General features: G+C 71.2%; 19 protein-coding genes. 11 read left to right on the plus strand and 8 right to left on the minus strand.

The annotated features are described in order from the left end of the window. Positions 1 to 6: 6 nt before the first annotated feature. Together AB0K14_RS37015 and AB0K14_RS37020 are read left to right on the plus strand one after the other, a co-directional pair. Positions 7 to 654, plus strand: a complete 648-nt coding sequence (locus AB0K14_RS37015) for a hypothetical protein (RefSeq protein ID WP_360449840.1) — start codon at positions 7 to 9, stop codon at positions 652 to 654. Between the two features lie 59 nt (positions 655 to 713). Then, positions 714 to 1364 (plus strand): HD family phosphohydrolase, encoded by a 651-nt coding sequence (locus AB0K14_RS37020; RefSeq protein WP_360449837.1) that lies wholly within the window; start codon positions 714 to 716, stop codon positions 1362 to 1364. Between the two features lie 46 nt (positions 1365 to 1410). On the opposite strand, the gene AB0K14_RS37025 is transcribed toward AB0K14_RS37020, so the two are convergent. Then, on the minus strand, positions 1411 to 2334 hold the full coding sequence (locus AB0K14_RS37025; RefSeq protein ID WP_360449835.1) for a heme o synthase: 924 nt from the start codon (positions 2332 to 2334) through the stop codon (positions 1411 to 1413). Between the two features lie 256 nt (positions 2335 to 2590). Between AB0K14_RS37025 and tkt the strand changes: the two genes are divergently transcribed. From tkt to AB0K14_RS37060, 7 genes are all read left to right on the plus strand, one after another. Next, positions 2591 to 4684 carry a transketolase gene (gene tkt / locus AB0K14_RS37030; RefSeq protein ID WP_360449832.1) on the plus strand — a complete coding sequence of 698 codons (2094 nt, stop codon included), beginning with the start codon at positions 2591 to 2593 and terminating at the stop codon, positions 4682 to 4684. Between the two features lie 43 nt (positions 4685 to 4727). After that, complete coding sequence (gene tal, locus AB0K14_RS37035) at positions 4728 to 5840, plus strand: transaldolase (protein WP_360449830.1); 1113 nt, start codon at positions 4728 to 4730, stop codon at positions 5838 to 5840. A gap of 14 nt (positions 5841 to 5854) precedes the next feature. After that, a complete protein-coding gene (locus AB0K14_RS37040; protein WP_360449827.1) occupies positions 5855 to 7471 on the plus strand; it encodes a glucose-6-phosphate isomerase in 1617 nt (538 codons plus the stop codon). 73 nt (positions 7472 to 7544) lie between these two features. Next, entirely contained in the window at positions 7545 to 9086 is a 1542-nt protein-coding gene (zwf, locus tag AB0K14_RS37045; RefSeq protein WP_360449824.1) for a glucose-6-phosphate dehydrogenase, read from the plus strand. Beyond that, complete coding sequence (gene opcA, locus AB0K14_RS37050) at positions 9083 to 10303, plus strand: glucose-6-phosphate dehydrogenase assembly protein OpcA (protein ID WP_360449821.1); 1221 nt, start codon at positions 9083 to 9085, stop codon at positions 10301 to 10303. Before zwf ends, opcA begins: the two co-directional genes overlap by 4 nt. Then, a complete protein-coding gene (gene pgl / locus AB0K14_RS37055) occupies positions 10300 to 11064 on the plus strand; it encodes a 6-phosphogluconolactonase (RefSeq protein WP_360449819.1) in 765 nt (254 codons plus the stop codon). Before opcA ends, pgl begins: the two co-directional genes overlap by 4 nt. Before the next feature lie 265 nt (positions 11065 to 11329). Beyond that, the gene (locus AB0K14_RS37060) at positions 11330 to 12616 is read left to right on the plus strand and encodes a histidine kinase (RefSeq protein WP_360449817.1); all 1287 of its coding nucleotides are present in this window, start codon (positions 11330 to 11332) and stop codon (positions 12614 to 12616) included. A gap of 259 nt (positions 12617 to 12875) precedes the next feature. On the opposite strand, the gene AB0K14_RS37065 is transcribed toward AB0K14_RS37060, so the two are convergent. After that, entirely contained in the window at positions 12876 to 14570 is a 1695-nt protein-coding gene (locus AB0K14_RS37065; RefSeq protein WP_360449815.1) for a serine/threonine-protein kinase, read from the minus strand. Beyond that, on the minus strand, positions 14567 to 15403 hold the full coding sequence (locus AB0K14_RS37070; RefSeq protein ID WP_360449813.1) for a hypothetical protein: 837 nt from the start codon (positions 15401 to 15403) through the stop codon (positions 14567 to 14569). The genes AB0K14_RS37065 and AB0K14_RS37070 overlap by 4 nt, the downstream gene beginning before the upstream one ends. Before the next feature lie 147 nt (positions 15404 to 15550). On the opposite strand from AB0K14_RS37070, the gene AB0K14_RS37075 reads away from it, so the two are divergent. After that, positions 15551 to 16357 carry a hypothetical protein gene (locus AB0K14_RS37075; protein WP_360449810.1) on the plus strand — a complete coding sequence of 269 codons (807 nt, stop codon included), beginning with the start codon at positions 15551 to 15553 and terminating at the stop codon, positions 16355 to 16357. A 97-nt stretch (positions 16358 to 16454) separates the two neighbouring features. Here the strand turns inward: AB0K14_RS37075 and AB0K14_RS37080 are convergent, their stop codons facing one another. The 5 genes from AB0K14_RS37080 to gap form a co-directional block, all read right to left on the minus strand. Next, complete coding sequence (locus tag AB0K14_RS37080; RefSeq protein ID WP_033440747.1) at positions 16455 to 16799, minus strand: RNA polymerase-binding protein RbpA; 345 nt, start codon at positions 16797 to 16799, stop codon at positions 16455 to 16457. A 74-nt stretch (positions 16800 to 16873) separates the two neighbouring features. Further along, complete coding sequence (gene secG, locus AB0K14_RS37085) at positions 16874 to 17107, minus strand: preprotein translocase subunit SecG (protein ID WP_360449807.1); 234 nt, start codon at positions 17105 to 17107, stop codon at positions 16874 to 16876. Between the two features lie 90 nt (positions 17108 to 17197). Beyond that, positions 17198 to 17986, minus strand: coding sequence for a triose-phosphate isomerase (tpiA, locus tag AB0K14_RS37090; protein WP_360449804.1), 789 nt, complete (start codon positions 17984 to 17986; stop codon positions 17198 to 17200). Then, positions 17986 to 19182 (minus strand): phosphoglycerate kinase, encoded by a 1197-nt coding sequence (locus AB0K14_RS37095; RefSeq protein ID WP_360449802.1) that lies wholly within the window; start codon positions 19180 to 19182, stop codon positions 17986 to 17988. The genes tpiA and AB0K14_RS37095 overlap by 1 nt, the downstream gene beginning before the upstream one ends. 22 nt (positions 19183 to 19204) lie before the next feature. Next, entirely contained in the window at positions 19205 to 20209 is a 1005-nt protein-coding gene (gene gap, locus AB0K14_RS37100) for a type I glyceraldehyde-3-phosphate dehydrogenase (protein ID WP_073894620.1), read from the minus strand. Positions 20210 to 20700: 491 nt separating this feature from the next. Between gap and AB0K14_RS37105 the strand changes: the two genes are divergently transcribed. Further along, complete coding sequence (locus AB0K14_RS37105; protein ID WP_360449799.1) at positions 20701 to 22752, plus strand: acyltransferase family protein; 2052 nt, start codon at positions 20701 to 20703, stop codon at positions 22750 to 22752. Positions 22753 to 22774 lie beyond the last annotated feature (22 nt).

Genomic DNA, 22774 nt, shown 5'->3' on the forward strand with positions numbered 1-22774 from the left:
TAAGCCGTGCTCACCGAGTTCACCGGGTTCTCCGCCCTCGCGGAGCTCGCCACGCTCATCGCCGTGGCCGACCCCCCTGTCGTCGACCACTGGGGACACGTCGAGAGGCGTTTCCAGGAGTGGGCGGGCCGACCCGGCCTGCGGGAGAGGCTGCGCGGGCACCTGCGCGCCCTCTCACCGCAGGACGAGATGCGCGTCGTGGCCAAGTCCCGTGAGACGACGACCCACTTCGCGTGGTGCCTGCGGGACGAGCCGGCCGAGCCGTTCACCTTCTGGCTGCACGAGTACAAGCCGCAGCGCGACTGGCGGGCGGGTTACGCCGACTCCATCCACAACCACCGCTACCACTTCTGCACGACCATCCTGTCGGGCTCCTACCTGCACGAGCGCTTCACCGCGGACGTGGCCGACGACGGCGGGGCGATCCTGTCCACCACCCTGCTGCGCAGCGCCGAGGCCCACGAGGGCGCCTCGGGCACCATGCTCGCCCACGAGTTCCACCGCATCCCGAAGGCCGCGGACGACACCATGACGTTCCTGGTCAAGTCGCGCGCGGTCAGCCCGTGGAGCCTCAGCTACGACCCCGACACCCGGACCAGCCACCGGCACGTGCCGGTCGAGGCGAGGTTGGAGGACCTGACGAACAACCTGTAACCGGCGCCGAGGACCGCCGCGCGCGCCTACCATCGGCCCACCCGGCACGGGAGGGTCCAATGAGTACTGTCACCAGGACGGTCACGGCGCAGGCGATCACCGAGGTCGAGGGCGAGGTCTGGCGGCTGTGCCGCGACCTCGCCGCGAAATTGCAGTTCCACGGCTGGCACCACGTCAGCTTCGTGCGGGACAAGGCCGTCCACTTCGCCCGGCGCAACTCCTCGGACGTGGCGCTGGTCGAGGTGGCCGCCCTGGTCCACGACGTGAACTACATGGTCCGGCGCAACTCGCTGCCGGTCGACGGCAGGCGGCTGCGGCTGGACATCCTGGCGCGCGCGGGCGTGCCGGACGACGTCGCGGCACGGGTGGACGAGGTGGTCGAAGAGGCCGAGATGCGCACCCGCCACCGCGACATCTCACCCGAGGCGCAGGCGCTGTCCGACGCGGACACGCTGTTCAAGGCCCTGCCGGTGACGCCGGTGGTGCTCGCGCCCAAGTACCTCGAAGAGAACGGGATCACGCTCAAGGAGCTGGCGCACAAGATCGTCGGCGAGCAACGGGGCAAGCACGACGAGGGGTACTACTTCTACGACCCGGAGGCGGCGGCCACCTACTCGCGGTGGGCCACGGCGAACCTGGAGCTGTGGTCGTGCATCGTGGAGTCGCTGGACGACCCGACCGTGAACGAGCTGCTGTCGGCGGTGTCCTAGCTAGTTATCCGCAATTATGCGGAAAGTGCATCAAGCGCGGACGGGCTCAGAACGGCCAGCCGAGGACCGGCAGGCCGATCACGGCGTCCACGGCCAAGCCGCAGAACACGAGCATCAGGTACAGGTTCGACAGGTGGAAGAACTTCATGGTGTTGGTCGACCCGCCGCGGCGCACGACGCCGTGCAGCCGGTGCGCGAACACCGCGAACCACACGCCCGACGCCGCCGCCACCGCGACGTAGACCCACGACGTCACCGGCGCCAGCAGCAGCGTGCACACGACCGTGATCCACGAGTAGATGACGATCTGACGGGTGACCTGCTGCGCCGTCGCCACCACCGGCAGCATCGGCACCCCGGCCCGCGCGTAGTCCTCCTTGAACTTCATCGCGAGCGCCCACGTGTGCGGCGGCGTCCAGAAGAAGATCACGCCGAACATCACCAGCGCGGGCCACGCCACCGTGCCGGTCACCGAGGACCAGCCGATGATCACCGGCATGCAGCCGGCCATGCCGCCCCAGATGATGTTCTGCGAGGTCCGGCGCTTGAGCACCAGGGTGTAGACGAAGATGTAGAACAGGATCGTGGCCACCGCGAACACGGCCGAGATCAGGTTCGTGGTCAACCACAGGAACCCGAACGAGACCACTCCGAGCACGATGCCGAAGATCAGCGCGTTGCGCGGCGGGATGGAGTCCTTCGCCAGCGGCCGGGCGCTGGTCCGCTTCATGACCGCGTCGATGTCCGCGTCGACGTAGCAGTTCAGCGCGTTCGCCGAGCCCGCGGCCAGGGTGCCGCCCGCCAGGGTGCACGCGATCAGCCACAGCGGCGGCAGGCCGCGGGCGGCCAGGAGCATCGCCGGGATGGTGGTGATCAGCAGCAGCTCGATGACCCGTGGCTTGGTCAGCGCCACGTACGCGCCGACGACCTGCCGGGGCGACCGCGCCGGAGCCTCGGTGACGGCACTCATGGCGTCGCGCTCCTCGTCAGGTCTGGGGATGGGCAGATCGTAACCGCGCGTTCCCCGAGCAGCCCGTTCGGGTACTCCCTGTACGCACCAGCCCTGTCTGTGCGTACACCCACAGAGCGTGAGTGGTACGCGTGTCCGCTAGTCGGACTAGGCTGGCCGGCGGACCTTGGGAGCCGCGGATCGGGCCTGACGGGATCGATTAAGTTCACCGCCAGCCGTCACAACCGCCGCCTAGTGAGTTTGGAGCTGGAAGTCAGTGTCCGTCACCGATGACATCGCCCGGTTGACCGAAGCCCGCCTGCCCGAAGACTGGACCGACCTCGACAAGCGCGCGGTCGACACCGCGCGCGTCCTGGCCGCGGACGCCGTGCAGAAGGTCGGCAACGGCCACCCCGGCACCGCCATGAGCCTCGCCCCGCTCGCGTACACGCTGTTCCAGCGGGTCATGCGGCACGACCCGGCCGACGCCGACTGGATCGGCCGCGACCGGTTCGTGCTCAGCGCGGGCCACTCCAGCCTGACGCTGTACGTGCAGTTGTTCCTCAACGGCTACGGCCTGGAGCTGGACGACCTCAAGGCGTTGCGCACCTGGGGCTCGAAGACCCCGGGTCACCCCGAGCACCGCCACACCAACGGCGTGGAGATCACCACCGGCCCGCTGGGCCAGGGCCTGGCCGCCGCGGTCGGCATGGCCATGGGCGCGCGCCGCGAGCGCGGCCTGTTCGACCCGGACGCCCCGGTCGGCCAGAGCCCGTTCGACCACCACATCTTCGTGATCGCCTCCGACGGCGACATCGAGGAGGGCGTGACGTCCGAGGCGTCGTCCCTGGCGGGCACCCAGAAGCTGGGCAACCTGACCGTCGTCTACGACGACAACAAGATCTCCATCGAGGACGACACGACGATCGCGCTGTCCGAGGACACCGCGAAGCGCTACGAGGCCTACGGCTGGCACGTGCAGGTCGTCGAGGGCGGCGAGAACGTCGCCGGCATCCTGGAGGCGCTGGAGAACGCCAAGGCGGAGACCGAGCGCCCGTCGTTCATCCTGCTGCGCACGATCATCGGCTTCCCCGCGCCGAACAAGCAGAACACCGGCGCGGCGCACGGCTCCGCCCTGGGCGGCGACGAGGTCGCCGAGGTCAAGCGGATCCTGGGCTTCGACCCGGAGCAGACCTTCGAGGTCGCCGACGAGGTGCTGGAGCACACCCGTTCGGTGATCAAGCGCGGCGAGGCGGCCAAGTCGGAGTGGCAGCGGTCGTTCGACGCGTGGGCCGAGGCGAACCCGGAGCGCAAGGCGCTGCTTGACCGCCTGGTCAACAATGAGTTGCCCGAGGGCTGGACCGACGCGCTGCCGTCGTGGGACCCGGACCCGAAGGGTGTGGCCACCCGCAAGGCCTCCGGCGAGGTGCTGAACTCGCTCAAGGACGTGCTGCCGGAGCTGTGGGGCGGCTCGGCCGACCTCGCGGAGAGCAACAACACCACGATGAAGGGCGCGGACTCGTTCGGCCCGGAGTCGATCTCCACCAAGATGTGGAACGCCAACCCGTACGGCCGCACGCTGCACTTCGGCGTCCGCGAGCACGCCATGGGCTCGATCCTCAACGGCATCGCGCTGCACGGCCCGACCCGCCCGTACGGCGGCACGTTCCTCGTGTTCAGCGACTACATGCGCCCGGCGGTCCGGCTGGCCGCGCTGATGAAGTCCCCGGTCGTCTACGTGTGGACGCACGACTCCATCGGCCTCGGCGAGGACGGTCCCACGCACCAGCCGATCGAGCACCTGGCCGCGTTGCGCGCGATCCCGGGCCTGACCGTGCTGCGCCCGGGTGACGCGAACGAGACGGCCGCCGCGTGGCGTGCCGTGATCGAGAACGCTGAGGGCCCGAAGGGCATCGCGCTGACCCGGCAGAACCTGCCGGTGCTGGAAGGCACCAAGGAGAAGGCCACCGAGGGCGTCGCACGCGGCGGCTACGTGCTGGAGGGCGAGGACGAGCCGGAGCTGATCCTCATCGCGACCGGCTCGGAGCTGCAGATCGCGGTGGAGGCGCGCAAGGTCCTCGAAGCCGAGGGCGTGGCGGCGCGAGTGGTGTCCATGCCGAGCGTCGAGTGGTTCGACGCGCAGGACAAGGCCTACCAGGAGCAGGTGCTGCCGTCGTCGGTGAAGGCGCGGGTGGTGGTCGAGGCGGGCATCGCCCAGCCGTGGCACCGGTTCGCGGGCGACGCGGGCGAGATCGTCTCCATCGAGCACTTCGGCGCGTCGGCGGACTACCAGACGCTGTTCCGCGAGTTCGGGTTCACGACGGAGAACGTCGTCGCGGCGGCCCGCCGGTCGCTCGCCAAGGTCAAGTGAACCGCAGACCGTTGGACGCAGAGACCTCACGGGAGTTGACGAGATGAGCACCAATCCGCTGGCCGCGCTCAGCGACGCGGGCGTGTCGATCTGGCTGGACGACCTGTCCCGCGAGCGGCTGAACACCGGCAACCTGGCCGAGCTGATCGCCGACAAGCACGTCACCGGCGTGACCACCAACCCGACGATCTTCGCCGCGGCGCTGGCCAAGGGTGCCGCATACGACGAGCAGGTGCGCGAACTGGTCGCGCGCGGCGCGGACACCGACGCGGCGGTCCGCGAGATCACCACCACGGACGTGCGCCACGCGTGCGACCTGTTCCGCGACGTCTACAACGCCACCGACGGCGTGGACGGCCGCGTGTCGATCGAGGTCGACCCCCGGCTGGCCAACGACACCGAGGGCACCGTCGCCGAGGCGCTCGACCTGGCCAAGGCCGTGGACCGGCCGAACCTGCTGGTGAAGATCCCTGCCACGGTCGAGGGCCTGCCCGCGATCACCCGGGTGCTCGCCGAGGGGATCAGCGTGAACGTGACGCTGATCTTCTCCGTCGAGCGCTACCGGCACGTGATGGAGGCGTTCATCGCGGGCCTGGAGCAGGCCAAGGCCAACGGGCACGACGTGCGCTCCCTGCACTCCGTGGCGTCGTTCTTCGTGTCCCGCGTGGACGCCGAGGTCGACAAGCGGCTGGACGCGCTGGACACCCCGGCTGCGGCCGAGCTGCGCGGCAAGGCGGCGATCGCGAACGCGGTGCTCGCGTACGCGGCGTACGAGGAGACCTTCAAGGGCGAGCGCTGGGAGGCGCTGGCCGCCCAGGGCGCGCGCGCCCAGCGTCCACTGTGGGCGTCAACCGGGGTGAAGGACCCGAACTACTCCGACACCCGGTACGTCGACCAGCTGGTCGTCGCCGGCACGGTCAACACGATGCCGGAGAAGACCCTGCACGCGGTCGCCGATCACGGCAAGATCGAGGGCGACACCGTGACCGGGCGCGCCGCCCAAGCACAGGAGGTCTTCGACGGACTGGTCGAGGTCGGCATCGACCTCGACGACGTGTTCATCGCGCTGGAGACCGAGGGCGTGCAGAAGTTCGAGAAGTCCGGGGCGGAGCTGCTGGAGACGGTGACCGGACAGTTGAACCAGGCCAAGGGCTGAGGACGAGGATTCAGATGACCGAGGTGATCTCCGTGGAGATCGTCCGCACGCCGAACCAGAACCAGGTCGACACCGTCGTGGGTGACCTGGTGCGGGATTCGGCTCCGAGCAGGCTCACCGCAGGCGACGCCACGCTGTGGGGTCCCGAGGCGGAGCCGGAGGCGTCGATCCGCTTGGCGTGGACGACGTTGCACGAGACGTCCCGCCCGCTGGTCGCGGAGATCACCGCGCTGCGCGACGAGCTGCTCGCCGAGGGCGTGGACCGGGTGGTCCTCGCCGGCATGGGCGGCTCGTCGCTCGCGCCCGAGGTGATCACGGGCACGGCCGGCGTCCCGCTGGTCGTGCTCGACACCACCGACCCCGGCCAGGTGGCCGAGGCGCTGGCGGGCGACCTGCACCGCACGGTGCTGGTGGTGTCGTCCAAGTCGGGTGGCACCGTCGAGACCGACAGCCACCGGCGGATCTTCGAGGCCGCGTTCACCGCCGCGGGCATCGACGCGGCGTCGCGGATCGTCGTGGTGACCGACCCGGGCTCGCCGCTGGAGGCGGCGTCGCGGGAAGCGGGCTACCGCAAGGTGTTCCTGGCCGACCCGCACGTGGGCGGCCGGTACTCGGCGCTGACCGCGTTCGGCCTGGTGCCCTCGGGCCTGGCCGGCGCGGACGTGGGCCGGCTGCTGGACGAGGCGGCCGCCGCCGCGCCGCTGGTGTCGGCCGACTCGGCGGACAACCCGGCGGTGGTGCTGGCCGCCACGTTCGCGGTGGCGCACGCGCACGGCGCGGAGAAGATCGTGTTCGCCGACACCGGCTCGGGCATCGCCGGGTTCGGCGACTGGGCCGAGCAGCTGATCGCCGAGTCGACCGGCAAGAACGGCACCGGCCTGCTGCCCGTCGTGGTCGAGGGGCCGGGCGCACCCGGTTTCGTGGACGCCCGCACGGACGCCACGACCGTCGCGATCGGACCGGCGACCGGCTCGTCGACCATCGCGGTCGAGGGCACGCTCGGCGCGCAGTTCCTGGTCTGGGAGTACGCGACCGCGCTCGTCGGCCGGGTGCTGGAGATCAACCCGTTCGACCAGCCCGACGTGGAGGCGGCCAAGAAGGCGTCCCGGTCGCTGTTGGACTCCTCCGCGCCGTCGACGGTCGAACCGGCCTTCGTGGACGGACCGATCGAGGCCTACCCCAGCGAGGGCTGGCTGCCCGCGGACGTGAAGACCGTCGCCGAGGCGTTGCAGGCGCTCGTCGCCGCCGCGCCGGAGCACGGCTACCTGTCCGTGCAGGCCTACCTGGACCGGCTCGACGACGCGTCGTTCGCCCTCGTCCGCCCCGAGTTGGCGCAGCGTTCACACCTGCAGACCACCTTCGGGTGGGGACCGCGGTTCCTGCACTCGACCGGCCAGTACCACAAGGGCGGTCACCAGAACGGCGTGTTCCTCCAGCTGACCGGGGCGTCCGAGACCGCGTTGGACGTGCCGGGCAGGCCGTACGACCTCAGCACGTTGCAGTCGGCCCAGGCGCTGGGAGACGGCCAGGTGCTCGCCGAGCGCGGCCGCCCGGTGCTGCGGCTGCACCTGACCGACCGCGTCGCCGGGCTGGCCCAGCTCGTCGAGGCAATCCAGGAGGACGGTTCGTGAGCGAGCTCGCGAGGTGCCAATCCCACGCGGCAGCGTGCGCTCACCTGTCCGACGAGCTCGGCGAGGAGGTCCGATGAGCGCTCCCACGAGGCGCAACCCGCTGCGCGACCCGCGGGACAAGCGGCTACCGCGCATCGCCGGGCCCTCCGGCCTGGTGATCTTCGGCGTGACCGGTGACCTGTCGCGCAAGAAGCTCATGCCCGCGATCTACGACCTGGCCAACCGCGGCCTGCTGCCGCCGGGCTTCGCGCTCGTCGGCTTCGCCCGCCGCGACTGGGCCGACCAGGACTTCATGCAGGTCGTGCACGACGCGGTCAAGGAGCACGCGCGCACGCCGTTCCGGCAGGAGGTCTGGAACCAGCTCGCCGAGGGCATCCGGTTCGTGCAGGGCACGTTCGACGACGACAGCGCGTTCGACTCGCTCGCCGCGACCCTGTCCGACCTGGATCGCGACCGCGGCACGGGCGGCAACCACGCGTTCTACCTGTCGGTGCCGCCCAGCGCGTTCACCACCGTGGTCAACCAGCTCAAGCGCGCGGGCCTGGCCACGCCGCCCAGCGACAAGCCCGACCAGTGGCGCCGCGTGGTCATCGAGAAGCCGTTCGGCCACGACCTGGCCAGCGCCAAGCAGCTCAACAAGACCGTCAACGACGTCTTCCCCGAGGAGTCGGTGTTCCGCATCGACCACTACCTCGGCAAGGAGACGGTGCAGAACATCCTGGCGCTGCGCTTCGCCAACCAGCTCTACGAGCCCATCTGGAACGCCAACTACGTCGACCACGTGCAGATCACCATGGCCGAGGACATCGGCCTCGGCGGTCGCGCGGGCTACTACGACGGCATCGGCGCGGCCCGTGACGTGATCCAGAACCACCTGCTCCAGCTGCTCGCGCTGACCGCGATGGAGGAGCCGGTGTCGTTCCGGCCGAGCGACCTGCGCGCGGAGAAGGTCAAGGTGCTCTCGGCGACCCGGACGATCGGGCCGTTCGACTCGACCACCGCCCGCGGCCAGTACACCGGCGGCTGGCAGGGCGGGCAGAAGGTGCTCGGGCTGCTGGAGGAGGGCGGGTTCGCCAAGGACTCGGTCACCGAGACCTACGCGGCCATCACCTGCGAGGTGAACACCCGGCGCTGGGCGGGCGTGCCGTTCTACCTGCGCACCGGCAAGCGCCTGGGCCGCCGCGTCACCGAGGTGGCCGTGGTGTTCAAGCGCGCGCCGCACCTGCCGTTCGACGACACCTCGACCGAGGAGCTGGGGCAGAACGCCCTGGTGGTGCGGGTGCAGCCGGACGAGGGCGTGACCATCCGGTTCGGCTCCAAGGTGCCGGGCAACTCGATGGAGGTCCGGGACGTCACGATGGACTTCGGCTACGGCCACGCGTTCACCGAGTCGTCGCCCGAGGCCTACGAGCGGCTGCTGCTCGACGTGCTGCTCGGCGAGCCGTCGCTGTTCCCGAAGAACGACGAGGTCGAGCTGTCCTGGGAGATCCTGGACCCCGTCCTGAGGCACTGGGCCGCCACCGGCGCCCCGGAGAAGTACAAGGCAGGCACCTGGGGGCCGGCGTCGGCGGACGAGATGCTGGCCCGCACCGGCAGGCACTGGAGGCGTCCGTGATCATCGACCTGCCCTCGACGACCACGTCGCAGGTCAACAGCAAGCTCGTGCGGCTGCGCGAGGAAGGCGGCGCGGTCACCCTCGGCCGGGTGCTGACGCTGGTCATCGTGACCGACGACGGCACCAAGACCGAGGAGGCCATCGACGCGGCCAACGACGCCAGCCGCGAGCACCCCTGCCGGGTGATCGTGGTGGCGCGCGGCGCGCGCAAGGCGGCGCCCCGGCTCGACGCGCAGATCCGCGTCGGCGGTGACGCGGGCGCCTCCGAGGTGGTCGTGCTGCGCCTGTACGGCGAGCTGGCCAACGAGGGCGCTTCGTGCGTCGTGCCGCTGCTGCTGCCGGACACCCCGGTGGTGGCGTGGTGGCCGAACGAGGCGCCCGCCGTGCCCGCGCAGGACCCGATCGGGCAGCTCGCGCAGCGCCGGATCACCGACGCGGCGGCGGAGAAGAACCCGATCCGGGCGTTGGAGCAGCGCAAGGCGGGCTACACACCCGGTGACACGGACCTGGCGTGGACGCGGCTGACGTTGTGGCGGGCGATGCTCGCGTCGGCGTTCGACCTGCCCCCGTACGAGAAGGTCACCGAGGCCGAGGTGAGCGGGGAGAGCGACTCGCCGTCGACCGACCTGCTGGCCGCGTGGCTCGCCGGGTGCCTGCGGGTGCCGGTGAAGCGGGCGAAGGCCAGCCGCGGCGAGGGCATCGTGGACGTGCGGCTGGAGCGCCGGTCCGGTGTGGTGGAGCTGTCGCGCCCGGACGGCAAGGTCGGCACGTTGACGCAGCCCGGCCAGCCGGAGCGGCGGGTCGCGCTGCAGCGCCGCCAGGTGCGCGACTGCCTGGCAGAGGAGCTGCGCCGGCTCGACCCGGACGAGGTGTACGAGGCGGCGCTGCGGTCGTTGGGCAAGGTCGTGCGCGGTCGGACCGCGCCGAAGGCCGCCGCGGTGACGCGCAAGCCGGCGCGGGCCGCGTCGGGTGCCGCCAAGGCCAAGCCCGAGGGCGGGCTCGTCACGCAGGTCGCCGACACCTCCGCCAAGCCCGCCGACGGTCCGGTGGACGGCAAGGCCCCGGTCGACGCGAAGGTCGACGGCAAGTCGGACGGTCGGACCGACGGCAAGGTGGACGCCAAGTCCGCGAAGGCCGCCGTGAAGGCCGCGCCGACGAGCTCGGCCAAGGCCGCCGCGAAGACCCCGAAGGCGACGAAGGCGAAGGCAGGCTCGTGAGCCGTCCCGAGGTGGTGGTGCACCGCGACGGCGACCTCTTGGCCGCCGCCACGGCCGCACGGCTGGTCACCAGCCTGGTGGACGCGCAGGCCGCGCGCGGGTCGGCGTCGCTGGTGCTGACCGGCGGGCGGACCGGCATCGCGGTGCTGGAACACCTGCGCGCCACGCCCGCCCGCGACGCGGTGGACTGGAGCCGGGTCGACCTGTACTGGGGCGACGAGCGGTTCCTGCCCGCCGGGCACCCGGACCGCAACGAGACCCAGGCACGGGAGGCGTTGCTGGACCACGTGCCGGTGCCGGCTTCGCGGGTGCACGTGGTGGAGCCGTCGGACGGGCGGTTCGGTGACGACCCGGAGGCCGCCGCGGCGGCGTACGCCGACGTGCTCGCCGCCGCCGCGGGCCCGGAGGACCACGGTGCCGTGCCGTCGTTCGACGTGTGCCTGCTCGGCGTCGGCGAGGAGGGGCACGTGGCCTCGATCTTCCCCGAGTCCCCGGCGGTGCTGGAGCGGGAGCGCGGCGTCGTCGCGGTGCGCGACTGCCCCAAGCCGCCGCCGACCCGGGTGAGCCTCACCCTGCCCGCGATCCGCGCGGCCCGGGAGGTGTGGCTGATGACGACCGGTGCGGCGAAGGGCGAGGCCGTCGCCACGGGTCTCACCGGCGCGGACGAGGCGCTGCTGCCGGCCGCGGGCGCCCGTGGGCGGCAGCGCACCCTGTGGCTGCTCGACCCGGCCGCCGCGGCGAAGGTGCCGCCCTCCGCCTGACCCCACCGCGTTCCGCTGCCGCCGTCGTCCCCCCGGACACGGCGGCAGTCGGCGTTTTCGGGGGTGATCTGGCGCACTCGTGAGCGGCTTTCCCTCATGTTGTCCGCTGACCGGACGTTCGCGCTCGCAATTTTGTGCGCCGCCCGGCGTCCCGTTCGGGTAATCAGAGCATCTCGAAGGGTGAGCGGGTCGATCGAGCACGTCGGGGGCGGGAAGGCGGGTCATGCCAAGCGTGATGACAGCGCAGTACGGTGAGGACCGGCGGATGGCTGACACAGGAGGTCGGACCCTGGCCGGCGACGCTGTCAAGAGGCTGCCGAGCGGTCGGGTCAACGGCGTCCCGACCGAGCGGGTGCCGCTTGCTGCGTTCCTCCGGGTGTTCGGGCGGCTGCTGGGCCGGTTGCACGGACGGCACCGGCAGCTGGCGTTCGACGCGGCGGCCGTCGGCATCGCGGCGCTGGACGTGTGGCTGCGGGTCGTGCCCGAGGCCGAGCCGTACAACTACGTGCTGTCGATCATCTCGGTGGCGGCGGTGGCGCTGCGCAGGCGGTTCCCGTTCCTGGTCGTGCTGGTGACCGTGCCCGGGTTCCTGGCCGGGTGGGCGCAGTTGGCGGCGATGATCGCGCTGGGCACGTTGGCGCGGCAGGCGTTGTTGTCGCGGCAGACCTACATCGGGGCCGGGTTGGTGTGGCTGAGCCGATTCTTCGTGTGGCCGCCGGACGAGTTCGTGGCGTTGGACTGGAAGACGCACGTGCACAACGCCATCTACGGGTGCATCGTCGCGGGGATGCCGATCGCGATCGGGTTGCTGGCGCACGCGCGGGAGGAGTTGTCGGCGCGGATCGGCGAGCTGGCGGCGAGCCGGGAGCGGGAGCGGTTGCTGCACGCCCACGCGGTGCGGGCGGACGAGCGGGCCAGGCTGGCGCGCGAGATGCACGACGTCGTGTCGCACCAGGTGAGCTTGATCGCGATGCAGGCGGGTGCGCTGCGGATGGCGGCGGCCGATCCGGACGCGCGGCAGGTGGCCGGGACGATCCGGATGCTGAGCACGAGGACGTTGGACGAGCTGCGGCAGCTGGTGAGCGTGCTGCGGACGACGAGCGGTGACGACTCGCCCCAGCCGAGGATCGAGGACCTGCCGCAGCTGGTGAGCACCACGGGCATCCCGGCGACGTTGACCGTGCAGGGGCCGGTGGACGACCTGCCGGCCTCGGTGTCGGGGGCGGTGTACCGGACGGTGCAGGAGGCGTTGACGAACGTGCGCAAGCACGCGTGCGGCGCGCCCACGTCGGTGTTGGTGGTCGCCGATGCCGACCAACTGCTGGTGGAGGTCCGCAACGAGGCACCGGACGGAGCGGACGGTTTGGGTGACGGCGGGACGACCCCGCTGCCCGGCGGCGGTCACGGGCTGGTGGGTCTGCGGGAGCGAGCCGCATTGCTGGACGGCGAGTTGGAGGCCGGACCAACGGACAGCGGCGGCTTCGCCGTCAGGGTAACGTTTCCGCTGGTCAGGACTTTGGAGCCGGAGGACCCGGGTCGCTCAATCGGGTGATCTCGAAACAAGTGATACGCAAAACGCCGTTATCATCGACTTCACACGTCGGTTGGAACAACGAGGAGCGCCGACCGACCCCCGGCCCCTGCGCCACGACCGCCCCCTCGACCCATCAGGCGCCGGTCGCTCTCGCCGGAGTCGGCGGACGGACCGCTGGCATCTGGCGGACGAGCGGTCACCGGCTGACCGCGGTCAACGGCGCGGCAGGCGAGCAGGGTCAGCGGGCCAGACGAGCAGGGTCAGCGGCCGGACGGGGTCAGCGGAGCGCCGACCGCCGGGTCGCCACGGCCGTGCACACGGCCGCCGCCACGCCCAGCCCGCCGCACACCAGCGCCGGCCACAGGTCGGGCGTGTGGCGCAGCAGCACGGATGGCAGGAGCCACACCGCCACGCCGAGCCCGAAGCCCAACGGCGCCGCCGCGACCACCGCCGCCGGGCCCGCCTGACGTCGCCGCAGGGATCGCAGGATCGACTCCAGGTACGCGAGCGCGAACAGCAGCAGCACCACGCCGCCGGCGCCCATGATGCTGATCAGCGGGTGCGTGAGTGGCTGGAGGGAGTAGTCGGCGGACTTGCCGTCGGCCGTCACCGTCGCCACCACCGCGCCGCCCACGATCCATCGGCTCGCGCCCGGCAGTTCGAACGCCAGTGGTGAAGTCGAGAGGGAGGAGGGGTCGGAGGAAGAGCCGGGGGTGGCGGAGGAGTTGGGGGACGCGGGCACGTCGGCCAGCGTGATGCCGGCGGCGGTCACGGAAAGTCTCGCGGTCGCCGGGTTGCCGCCCTCGCCGATGAGCACCGGCTTGCTCAAGTCGGCCGCGTGCACCGGAAGGTCGCGGCCGGGGGTGGCGAAGGGAAGTGCGATCAGCAGTGCCGCCGCCAGGGCGGCCGAGAGGGCGAACCAGCGGGCGGGTTTCGGTGCGGCCATCACCTGGGCCGCCGGCACGAGGCTCTGCGCGCCCAGCCGCGCGGGGGTCGGCGGCGTGTCCACCAGCGTCGCCCGAACGGGGATGTCCAGGGTTTCCCGCGGCACGGAGAAACCCGTACCCGAGGGCCGGGTGCTGGCGGCGGCCACGTGCGGGGTCAGGTGGACCGGCGTGCCCAGGCGGAGCAGCCAGTCCCGGCCGAACAGCTCGGCCGCCGCACCCGCCAGGTCCACCGCGAACGTCTCCGCGTTGCGGTACCGGGCCTGGGGGTCGCGTTCGAGCCCTCGCATGATCACTCGGGCGAGTGGATCTGGTACCTCGATCAGGGGTCTGGGCTGCTGGTGGACGTGACGCTGGATCATCGCCAGCGCCCCACCGCCACTGTCGAACGGCAGCCGGCCGCTTAGCAGCTCGTACAGCACCGTCGCCGCACCGTAGACGTCGGCGGCTGGGCTCAGCGGGTTGCCCAGGGCCTGCTCCGGCGACAGGTACGCGGGCGTGCCGAGCACCTGCCCGCCGTGCGTCACCAGCGTCGCGCCCTCGCTCACCACCTGCGAGATCCCGAAATCGGCGACCTTGAGCACCCCGCCGGCGGTGAACAGCAGGTTCTTCGGCTTCACGTCCAGGTGCAGCACCCCGGCCCCGTGCGCGGCGTGCAGGCCGGACAGCATTGCCAGGCCGAAAGCACACGATGAGGCCGGGGTAACGCCTGATCCGGTGAACTTCGACCACACCGTGCCACCGTCGAGCTTCTCCATCACCAGCAGGTGCTCGCCGAGGTCTTGGACGTAGTCGTACACGGGCACGATGTGCGGGTGGTCGAGCCGCGCCAGCAACCGCGCCTCGTGCGCGAACCGCGCGCTCATCCGCTCGTCCGAAGCGAGCACGCCGGGCAGCCGCTTCACCGCCACCGCCCGCCCCAACGGCCGGTGCACGGCCGCGTACACGACCCCCATGCCGCCGCGCCCGACCTCACCGCCGATGTCGTACTGGGGCAGCGCCGCGACGACGTTCGCCGACACCGTCACGCGACACCGCCGGGCAACGGCCGGGTGATGCGCTGCGTGCTCTCCGGGTCGATCGGCACGTCGTCGGCGGCGGGGTGCGGTGTCAGGTAGCCGAGCGCGAACGCCGCGGCCGCCGAGCCCAGGATGAACGGGATCTCGGCGGCCGGTGACGGCGCCATGATCCGCAGCACGGACAGGGAGATGACCGCGACGAGCCCGGTGCCGACGCCGGCGGGCAGGAACCGCATCGCCCGCTGCCACCGGTTGGCGGGCAGTCGGCGGCGGGCCAGCGCGATCAGCGCGCCCGCCCACGCCAGCAGGGTCAGCCCGAACACCGCGAGCCCGAACACCCCGTACACCGACCACATCGACCCGCGCACGTCACCGGTCGCGCCGATCGACGCGAGGACGTCACGGTTGGTGTCGAGCACTTCCAGCTCGGTGGGCAGCAGGCCGGTGGCCTGGGCGCCGAGTTGCCCGAGGTCGAGCACGAACCCGCGGGTGACGCTCTGCTTGGCGGGCACGTCGAACGGCACGGTGGTGTCGTAGGAGAAGAAGGTCAGCGCCAGCGCCGTGCCGGACAGCCGGATCGCCTTGACGTGCCGCACCGTCTCCGATCCGTTGTGGACGGTGACGGAGATGCGGGAGGAGCCGGACGGGTCGAGCAGCAGCACGTCCTCGCCGACCGGGGTGCCGTCCACTGTGGCGTCGATGGTGACCGCGTCCCCGGCGGCCAGGGTGACCGCGTCCCCCGCCGCGGTCGTGACCGCGTGCCCGGCGGCGTCGGCCGGGGCGACGCAGAGGAAGATCCCGCACAGGAGCAGTAAACCGACGCTGCTCATAATGCGTCTCACAAGGGCACCTCATCGGTGGGTAGCGGACTGGTCCGGGGGTCGGGTATGCGATCGGCAGGAACACTAGCTCTACTCGGTGCCTTGGCATATGGCGTCGCGGTGCTTGTAGCGGCACCGGTATCGGCGCAGCAGCAGGGTGTCGCGGCGGTGAGCCCGGATTCCGGTCCGGCGGGGACCACGTTCACGGTGAGCTGGTCCGGTGTGTACCTCGACCCGGATTGCTCGGACTACTCGGTGCAGGTCGTCTGGGACGGCAGGCGGGTGATCGGCGGCGGCAGGCACGCGGGTCGCGGCGCGGGGTCGGGCACGGCGACGGTGCCGTCGGACGCGGGTGTGGGCGGGCACCGCGTCACGGTCCGCCCGGTGTGCCCGGCGACGTCGAACCCGTCGGACGGCTTCACGGTGACGCCGACGCCGACCACGACCACCACCGCGCCGCCGGTCACGACGACGACCGCTCCCCCGGTGACCACGACGACCACCACGCGTCCGCGCGTCACCACGACCACTTCGTCGACCACTACCACCACGACGACCACCACGACCACGACCGACAGCTCGCCGACGCAGACCACGACGACGCCGTACGACGGTGACGGCGCCCTGACGCTGGACAAGGACAACATCCAGCCGGGCGACCCGCTGACCGCCACGGGCACGGGGTGTGATCCCGGTTCGTCGGTGCGGTTGAGTTCGCTGGGTGAGGACGTCGGCACGGCGAAAGCGGACAACTCGGGCACGTTCAGCACGAGGGTCGAGTTCGCCACGATCCAGCCGGGCCGCCACGTGATCCGCGCCGACTGCGGTGTGGTGCTGGTCGGCAGCGTGGACGTGGCGTTGACCAGCTCGACCGGTGGCACGACGTCCACGTTGGCGGTGCTGGTGTTCTTCCTGCTGGTGGGCGCGATCCTGGTGCGGCGGCAGTTCACGGGCCTGTTCACCAAGCGCCGCTGAGCACACGCGACGGCCGCGCGCACGACGGCTGAGCACACGCGACGGCCCCCGCGGGAGTTCCCGCGGGGGCCGTCGCGTTGTTCTCGCCTGGACCTGACTAGGGCTCTTCGCGCTGCTTGCGCAGCTTGATGAGCGCCTCTTCGAGGATCGCCTCACCGTCCGCGTCGGAGCGCCGCTCCTTCACGTACGCCAAGTGCGTCTTGTACGGCTCGTTGCGCGGCGGAGCAGGGGGTGCCTGCTCGTCGCGCCCCGCCGGAAGACCGCACCGGGGGCAGTCCCAGTTCTCCGGGATCTCGGCTTCGACCGCGAACGACGGCCGAGACTCGTGCGCGTTCGCGCACCAGTACGACACCCGACGTCGGGGCGCGGACTCGCCGCGCTCCGATTCGCCCATCGGGCCTGCGCCGACGCGGGTACCGCGAATCGCGTTACCACCAGCCATCGACCCTCACACCCCCACCACGTGGATTCCCTGTGTCCGCGTCGGCCGACGCCGTCGGCGCCCGCCGACCTGTGTCAGTTGACCTTCATCAACAGCCCGATGCCCACGATGGCGATGACCCAGACCGCGCCGACGAACAACGTCAGCCGGTCGAGGTTCTTCTCCACCACGCTGGAACCGGACAGGCTGGACTGCATACCGCCGCCGAACAACGAGGACAGACCGCCGCCGCGCCCGCGGTGCAACAGCACGAGCAGGATGAGCAGCAGGCTGGAGACGATCAACAGGATCTGAAGGAACAGGATCATTTCTTCCTCGCTGTCAGGCAGGTGACGCCACAGAGTACCCGGTCGACTGCCGACCGTGGACCACCGCGGGGGGAGTGCGTGTCAATCACATCAGGGTAGAGGTCCACCCGCGGCGAGCGCGCACAGCTTGGCGAACTCGTCCGCATCCAGGCTCGCACCACCGACAAGGGCGCCGTCGACGTCCTTCTGGGCGATCAGCTCGGCGATGTTGCCGGACTTGACCGAGCCGCCGTAAAGCACTCGAACGGCCGAAGCGACGTCCTCGCCGTAGAGCTCGGCGAGCTTGACCCGGATGGCGGCGCACACCTCCTGCGCGTCCGCCGACGAGGCGACCTTGCCGGTGCCGATGGCCCACACCGGCTCGTAGGCCACGACGACGTCGCGCACCTGCTCGGCGGTGAGGCCCTTGAGGCCCGCGACGAGCTGGTCGGTGCAGTGCTCGACGTGACCGCCGGCCTCGCGGACGTCGAGGTGCTCGCCGAGGCAGAAGATGGGCGTGACGCCGTGCTTGAGGGCGGCCTTCACCTTCTTGTTGACGACGCCGTCGTCCTCGTTGTGGTACTCGCGGCGCTCGGAGTGGCCCACGGTGACGTAGGAGCAGCCGAGCTTGGCCAGCATCGGGCCGGAGGTGTCACCGGTGTAGGCGCCCGAGTCGTGCGGCGACAGGTCCTGCGCGCCGTACTTGAGCAGCAGCTTGTCGCCGTCGACGAGGGTCTGGATGGACCGGATGTCGACGAACGGCGGCAGCACCGCCACCTCGACCTTGGCGAAGTACTTCTCCGGCAGCGAGAAGGCGATCTTCTGCACCAGGGCGATGGCCTCGAGGTGGTTGAGGTTCATCTTCCAGTTGCCCGCGATGAGGGGCTGACGCTGAGCCATCACGCTCCACCTTCGCTCGACCCTGCGAGCAGGTCTTCGTCCAACACAGACACGCCGGGGAGCTCTTTGCCCTCCAGGTACTCCAGGGACGCCCCACCACCGGTGGAGATGTGCGAGAACCCGTCCTCGGGCAGGCCGAGGGCGCGCACGGCCGCGGCCGAGTCGCCGCCGCCGACCACGGTGAACGCGTCGCTCTTGACCAGCGCCTCGGCCACCGCGCGGGTGCCGCCGGAGAAGGCCTCGAACTCGAACACGCCCATGGGGCCGTTCCAGAACACGGTCTTGGCGTCGGCGAGCTTGGTCGCGAACAGCTCGCGGGTCTTCGGCCCGATGTCCAGGCCCTGCCGGTCGGCGGGGATGGCGTCGGTGGCCACGACCTCGAACTCCGCGTCGGGCGCGAAGTCGGTGGCCGCGAGCACGTCGACCGGGAGCACGAGCTCCACGCCGCGCTCCTCGGCCTCGGCGAGGAAGCCGCGGACCTGGTCGAGCTGGTCGGACTGGAGCAGCGAGCCGCCGACCTCGTGGCCCTGGGCCTTGAGGAAGGTGTAGGCCATGCCGCCGCCGATCAGCAGCCGGTCGACCTTGGTGAGCAGGTTCGCGATGACGCCGAGCTTGTCGGAGACCTTCGCGCCGCCGAGGACCACGACGTACGGGCGCTGGAGGTCGTCGGTGAGCTTGCGCAGCACCTCGACCTCGGCCAGCACGAGGCCGCCCGCGTAGTGCGGGAGCTTCTGTGCCACGTCGTAGACCGAGGCCTGCTTGCGGTGCACGACGCCGAAGCCGTCGGAGACGAACGCGTCGGCCTTGGCGGCCAGCTCGTCGGCGAGGGCGGCGCGCTCGGCGTCGTCCTTGCTGGTCTCGCGGGCGTCGAAGCGGATGTTCTCCAGCAGCACGACGGTGCCGTCACCGGCGGTCTCGGTGCCGATCTCGACCGCTTGGCCGAGCAGCTCGCCGAGCCGCACCGCGACCGGCGCGAGGGAGAACTTGGGGTCGGGCTCGCCCTTGGGGCGGCCCAGGTGGGCGGCGACCAGCACGCGGGCGCCCGCGTTGACGAGCGCCTTGATGGTGGGCACCGACGCGCGGACGCGGCCGTCGTCGGTGATCCGGTCGCCGTCGAGGGGGACGTTCAGGTCGGCGCGCACGAGGACGCGCCGACCCGAGACACCCTCGCTGAGCAGATCGTCGAGAGTCTTCACAGCGAGTGATCCGTCTCTTCGCTCAGAGCTTGCTGGCGACGAGGTTGACCAGGTCGGCGAGGCGGTTGGAGTAGCCCCACTCGTTGTCGTACCAGCCGACGACCTTGACCTGGTTGCCGATGACCTTGGTCAGCGGCGCGTCGTAGATGCACGACGCCGGGTCGGTGACGATGTCGGCCGACACGATCGGGTCGGTGTTGTAGCGCAGGTAGCCCTTCAGCGGGCCGTCGGCGGCGGCCTTGTAGGCGGCGTTGACCTCGTCCACGGTGACCTCGCGGCCCACGGTGACGGTGAGGTCGGTGGCCGAGCCGGTGGGCACGGGCACGCGCAGGGCGTAACCGTCGAGCTTGCCCTTGAGCTCGGGCAGGACCAGGCCGATCGCCTTCGCGGCACCGGTGCTGGTGGGCACGATGTTCAGCGCGGCGGCACGGGCGCGGCGCAGGTCCTTGTGCGGCGCGTCCTGGAGGTTCTGGTCCTGGGTGTAGGCGTGGATCGTGGTCATGAGGCCACGCTCGATGGTGAAGCTGTCGTGCAGCACCTTGGCCAGCGGGGCCAGGCAGTTCGTGGTGCACGAGGCGTTCGAGATGACCGTCTGCGAGCCGTCGTACTGGTCGTCGTTCGCGCCCAGCACCACGGTGAGGTCCTCACCCTTGGCAGGCGCGGAGATGATGACCTTCTTGGCGCCACCCTCGTCGACGTGCTTGCGCGCGGCCGAGGCGTCGGTGAAGAAGCCGGTCGACTCGACGACGACGTCGACGCCGAGGTCCTTCCAGGGCAGCTTGCCGGGGTCGCGCTCGGCCAGGGCCTTGATGACCTTGCCGTCGACCGCGATGCCCTCGTCGGTCACGGTCACCTCGCCGTCGAGGCGGCCGAGGATGGAGTCGTACTTGAGCAGGTGGGCCATCGTGTTGACGTCACCGAGGTCGTTGAAGGCGACGATCTCGATGTCGTGCCCGCTGGCCTGAACGGCGCGCCAGAAGTTGCGACCGATGCGGCCGAAACCATTGACACCTACGCGAACCGTCACGGTGAGTCTCCTCGGTACTCGACTGGCGTTGTCCGCCAGGGGCGTGCAGTCATGGGCTGACCAGGCAGCCGGGAGTCAGCCTAGCCTCCGGCCTGCGTCCCTGGTCACGTGGACCTCCAGGATCTCTTTATCGAACAAGAAAATCCAGCTTGACCGGCTTGTTACCTCGGAGTAACCCGGTCGCGGCAGTTTCGCGACCCCGGAGTGCGGCTCACGGCGCCTCGGCGTGGGGGTCGCCCGCACCCAGCCTATGACGCTCCGTGCCCGGGTGCAGGACGCGCGCCTGGTGACGCACAGTGCTCGTTCTGAGCGTTGAACTCGGGGGTCCTGAACGTGGGACACGCGCGTTCTGAACGTGGGACACACGCGTTCTGGAGGTAGGACACGCGGGAGGTGTACGTATTGTCACGATGCACTGAACGGGCTACGTCCAGAGCCACACCACCGAGTTAAGCTGCGCCGCTTTTTCTTCGAACTCGTGGCGGTGGGTAGTGGCGCTGGTAATCGACGAACCGTCTCCCGCGCCCGTCCGCGCCCCCGACCGCCCCACCGCCCGGGCCGACATCCAGGGTCTGCGGGCGTTGGCCGTCGGGCTGGTCGTCCTCTACCACCTGCGCCCCGACCGGCTGCCCGGCGGATTCGTCGGCGTCGACGTGTTCTTCGTGATCTCGGGCTTCCTGATCATCGGCACGCTCACCGGCGAGATCCGGCGCACCGGGCGGGTGCGGCTGCTCGACTTCTACGCGCGCCGCATCCGCAGGCTGCTGCCCGCCGCCACCGTCGTGCTGCTGGCCGTCACGGCCGCGGTGTTCGCGCTGCTGCCCACGTCGCGGTGGCCCGTCGTGCTGCGGGAGGTGGTGTTCTCCGCGGTCAACGCGCAGAACTGGCTGCTGGCCGTGCTGTCGAACGACTACGGGCACGCCACCGCGGGCGCGTCACCGGTGCAGCACTTCTGGTCGCTGGCCGTGGAGGAGCAGTTCTACCTGGTCATCCCGCTGGTGCTGCTGGGCGCGGCGGTCCTGGCGGCACGACGGGGCGCCCGGCCGGTGCGGTACGCCGCGGTCGCGGTCGGCGTGATCACGGTCGCGTCGCTGGCGTTCTCGGTCTGGTACACGCCGGTCGACCCCGGCGCGGCGTACTTCGTCACGCCGACCCGGATGTGGGAACTCGGCCTGGGCGGCCTGGCCGCGGTGGCGCAGCCGCGGCTGCGGCTCGGTGCGGCGGCACGCCTGCTGCTCGCCTTGGGCGGCCTGGCGGCGGTGCTGGTGAGCGCGTTCCGGTTCGGCACGGACATGGCGTTCCCGGGCTGGGTCGCGCTGCTGCCGACGGTCGGCACGGCCGCCGTGCTGGTCGCCCGGGACGGCTCGCTGGCCCGCGTGCTGGGCCTGCGGCCGCTGACCTACGTCGGTGACGTCTCCTACAGCCTGTACCTGTGGCACTGGCCGGTGATCGTGTTCCTGCTGGAGGTGACCGAACGCGAGGTGCTGAGCCGGACGGAGGTCCTGGTCGCCGCCGGGGCGAGTCTGGTGCTGGCGGCGTTGTCCAAGCACTTCGTCGAGGACCCGTTCCGGCGACCGGCCGGCCGCAGGCGCACGACGTACGGGATCGGCGCGGCGCTGGTCGCGGTGACCGTGCTGGTCGCGTCGGGTGGTTGGGCGTCGGCCGAGTCGACGCTGGCCGGGCTGCGCGGCCGGTCGGTGATCGACGCCGAGCACCCCGGCGCGTTGGCCCTGGACCCGAGCCGCCCGCCGTCGGTGCCGGCCGGGGTCGCGCTCGCACCCGCGCCGGCCGTGGCGGAACAGGACTGGCCGCACGACGACTGCGTCACCCGTGACCTGGGCGATGGGCTCTCGTCGTGCGTGTACGGCAAGTCCGACGCGGCCAAGACCCTGGTCGTCGTCGGTGACTCGCACGCCGGGCAGTTCAGCACCGCCCTGGCCGGGTTCGTGCGGGGCGGGACGGGCGACGACTGGCAGGTGCACGTCATGGTGCGCAGCGGCTGCCCGTTCTCGACCGTGCCGCCGTCGAGCGCGGGCATGCCGCTGACGGTCTGCTCCGAGGACAACCTGAAGAAGCTCGACCACATCCGCGAGCTGGCGCCCGACCTGGTGGTCACCGCCGCCATGTCGCCCGAGTCCTACCTCAAGGACCTGGACTGGGCGTGGGAGTCGCCGGCGCACATGGTCCACGGCTACCGGACCGTGCTCGCCGCGCTGGCCGAGGCCGCCATCCCCGTCGCGGTGATCCGCGAGCTGCCCAGGCCGGGTGTCCCGGCCGTGCCGTGCCTGCAACGCCACGAGGACGACCCGGCCCACTGCGACACGCCCCGGGTGAAGGCCGTCGGCTCGCCGACCGACCCGCTGGCCGACGCCGCGGCCGGCCTGCCGGGCGTGCGGGTGGTCGACCTGACCGACTGGATCTGCCGCGCCGACACGTGCCCGGCCGTCATCGGCAACGTCGTCGTCTACCGCGACAACCACCTCACCGACACCTACGTGAAGTCCCTGTCGTACCCGCTGGTCGCCGCCCTGGGACTCCGCTAGGACGCGCCGCGGGCGAACCACG

It is taken from the genome of Actinosynnema sp. NPDC050801 (assembly GCF_040673975.1).
In the GTDB taxonomy this organism is placed as follows: domain Bacteria; phylum Actinomycetota; class Actinomycetes; order Mycobacteriales; family Pseudonocardiaceae; genus Actinosynnema.

What these genes read in the sequence shown, in the direction of transcription:
- AB0K14_RS37020 (WP_360449837.1), top strand. Translation starts at nt 714, where the DNA reads ATGAGTACTGTCACCAGGACGGTCACGGCGCAGGCGATCACCGAGGTC.
- AB0K14_RS37025 (WP_360449835.1), bottom strand. Translation starts at nt 2,334, where the DNA reads ATGAGTGCCGTCACCGAGGCTCCGGCGCGGTCGCCCCGGCAGGTCGTC.
- zwf (WP_360449824.1), top strand. Translation starts at nt 7,545, where the DNA reads ATGAGCGCTCCCACGAGGCGCAACCCGCTGCGCGACCCGCGGGACAAG.
- secG (WP_360449807.1), bottom strand. Translation starts at nt 17,107, where the DNA reads ATGATCCTGTTCCTTCAGATCCTGTTGATCGTCTCCAGCCTGCTGCTC.
- AB0K14_RS37040 (WP_360449827.1), top strand. Translation starts at nt 5,855, where the DNA reads ATGACCGAGGTGATCTCCGTGGAGATCGTCCGCACGCCGAACCAGAAC.
- tpiA (WP_360449804.1), bottom strand. Translation starts at nt 17,986, where the DNA reads ATGGCTCAGCGTCAGCCCCTCATCGCGGGCAACTGGAAGATGAACCTC.
- AB0K14_RS37060 (WP_360449817.1), top strand. Translation starts at nt 11,330, where the DNA reads ATGGCTGACACAGGAGGTCGGACCCTGGCCGGCGACGCTGTCAAGAGG.
- tal (WP_360449830.1), top strand. Translation starts at nt 4,728, where the DNA reads ATGAGCACCAATCCGCTGGCCGCGCTCAGCGACGCGGGCGTGTCGATC.
- AB0K14_RS37080 (WP_033440747.1), bottom strand. Translation starts at nt 16,799, where the DNA reads ATGGCTGGTGGTAACGCGATTCGCGGTACCCGCGTCGGCGCAGGCCCG.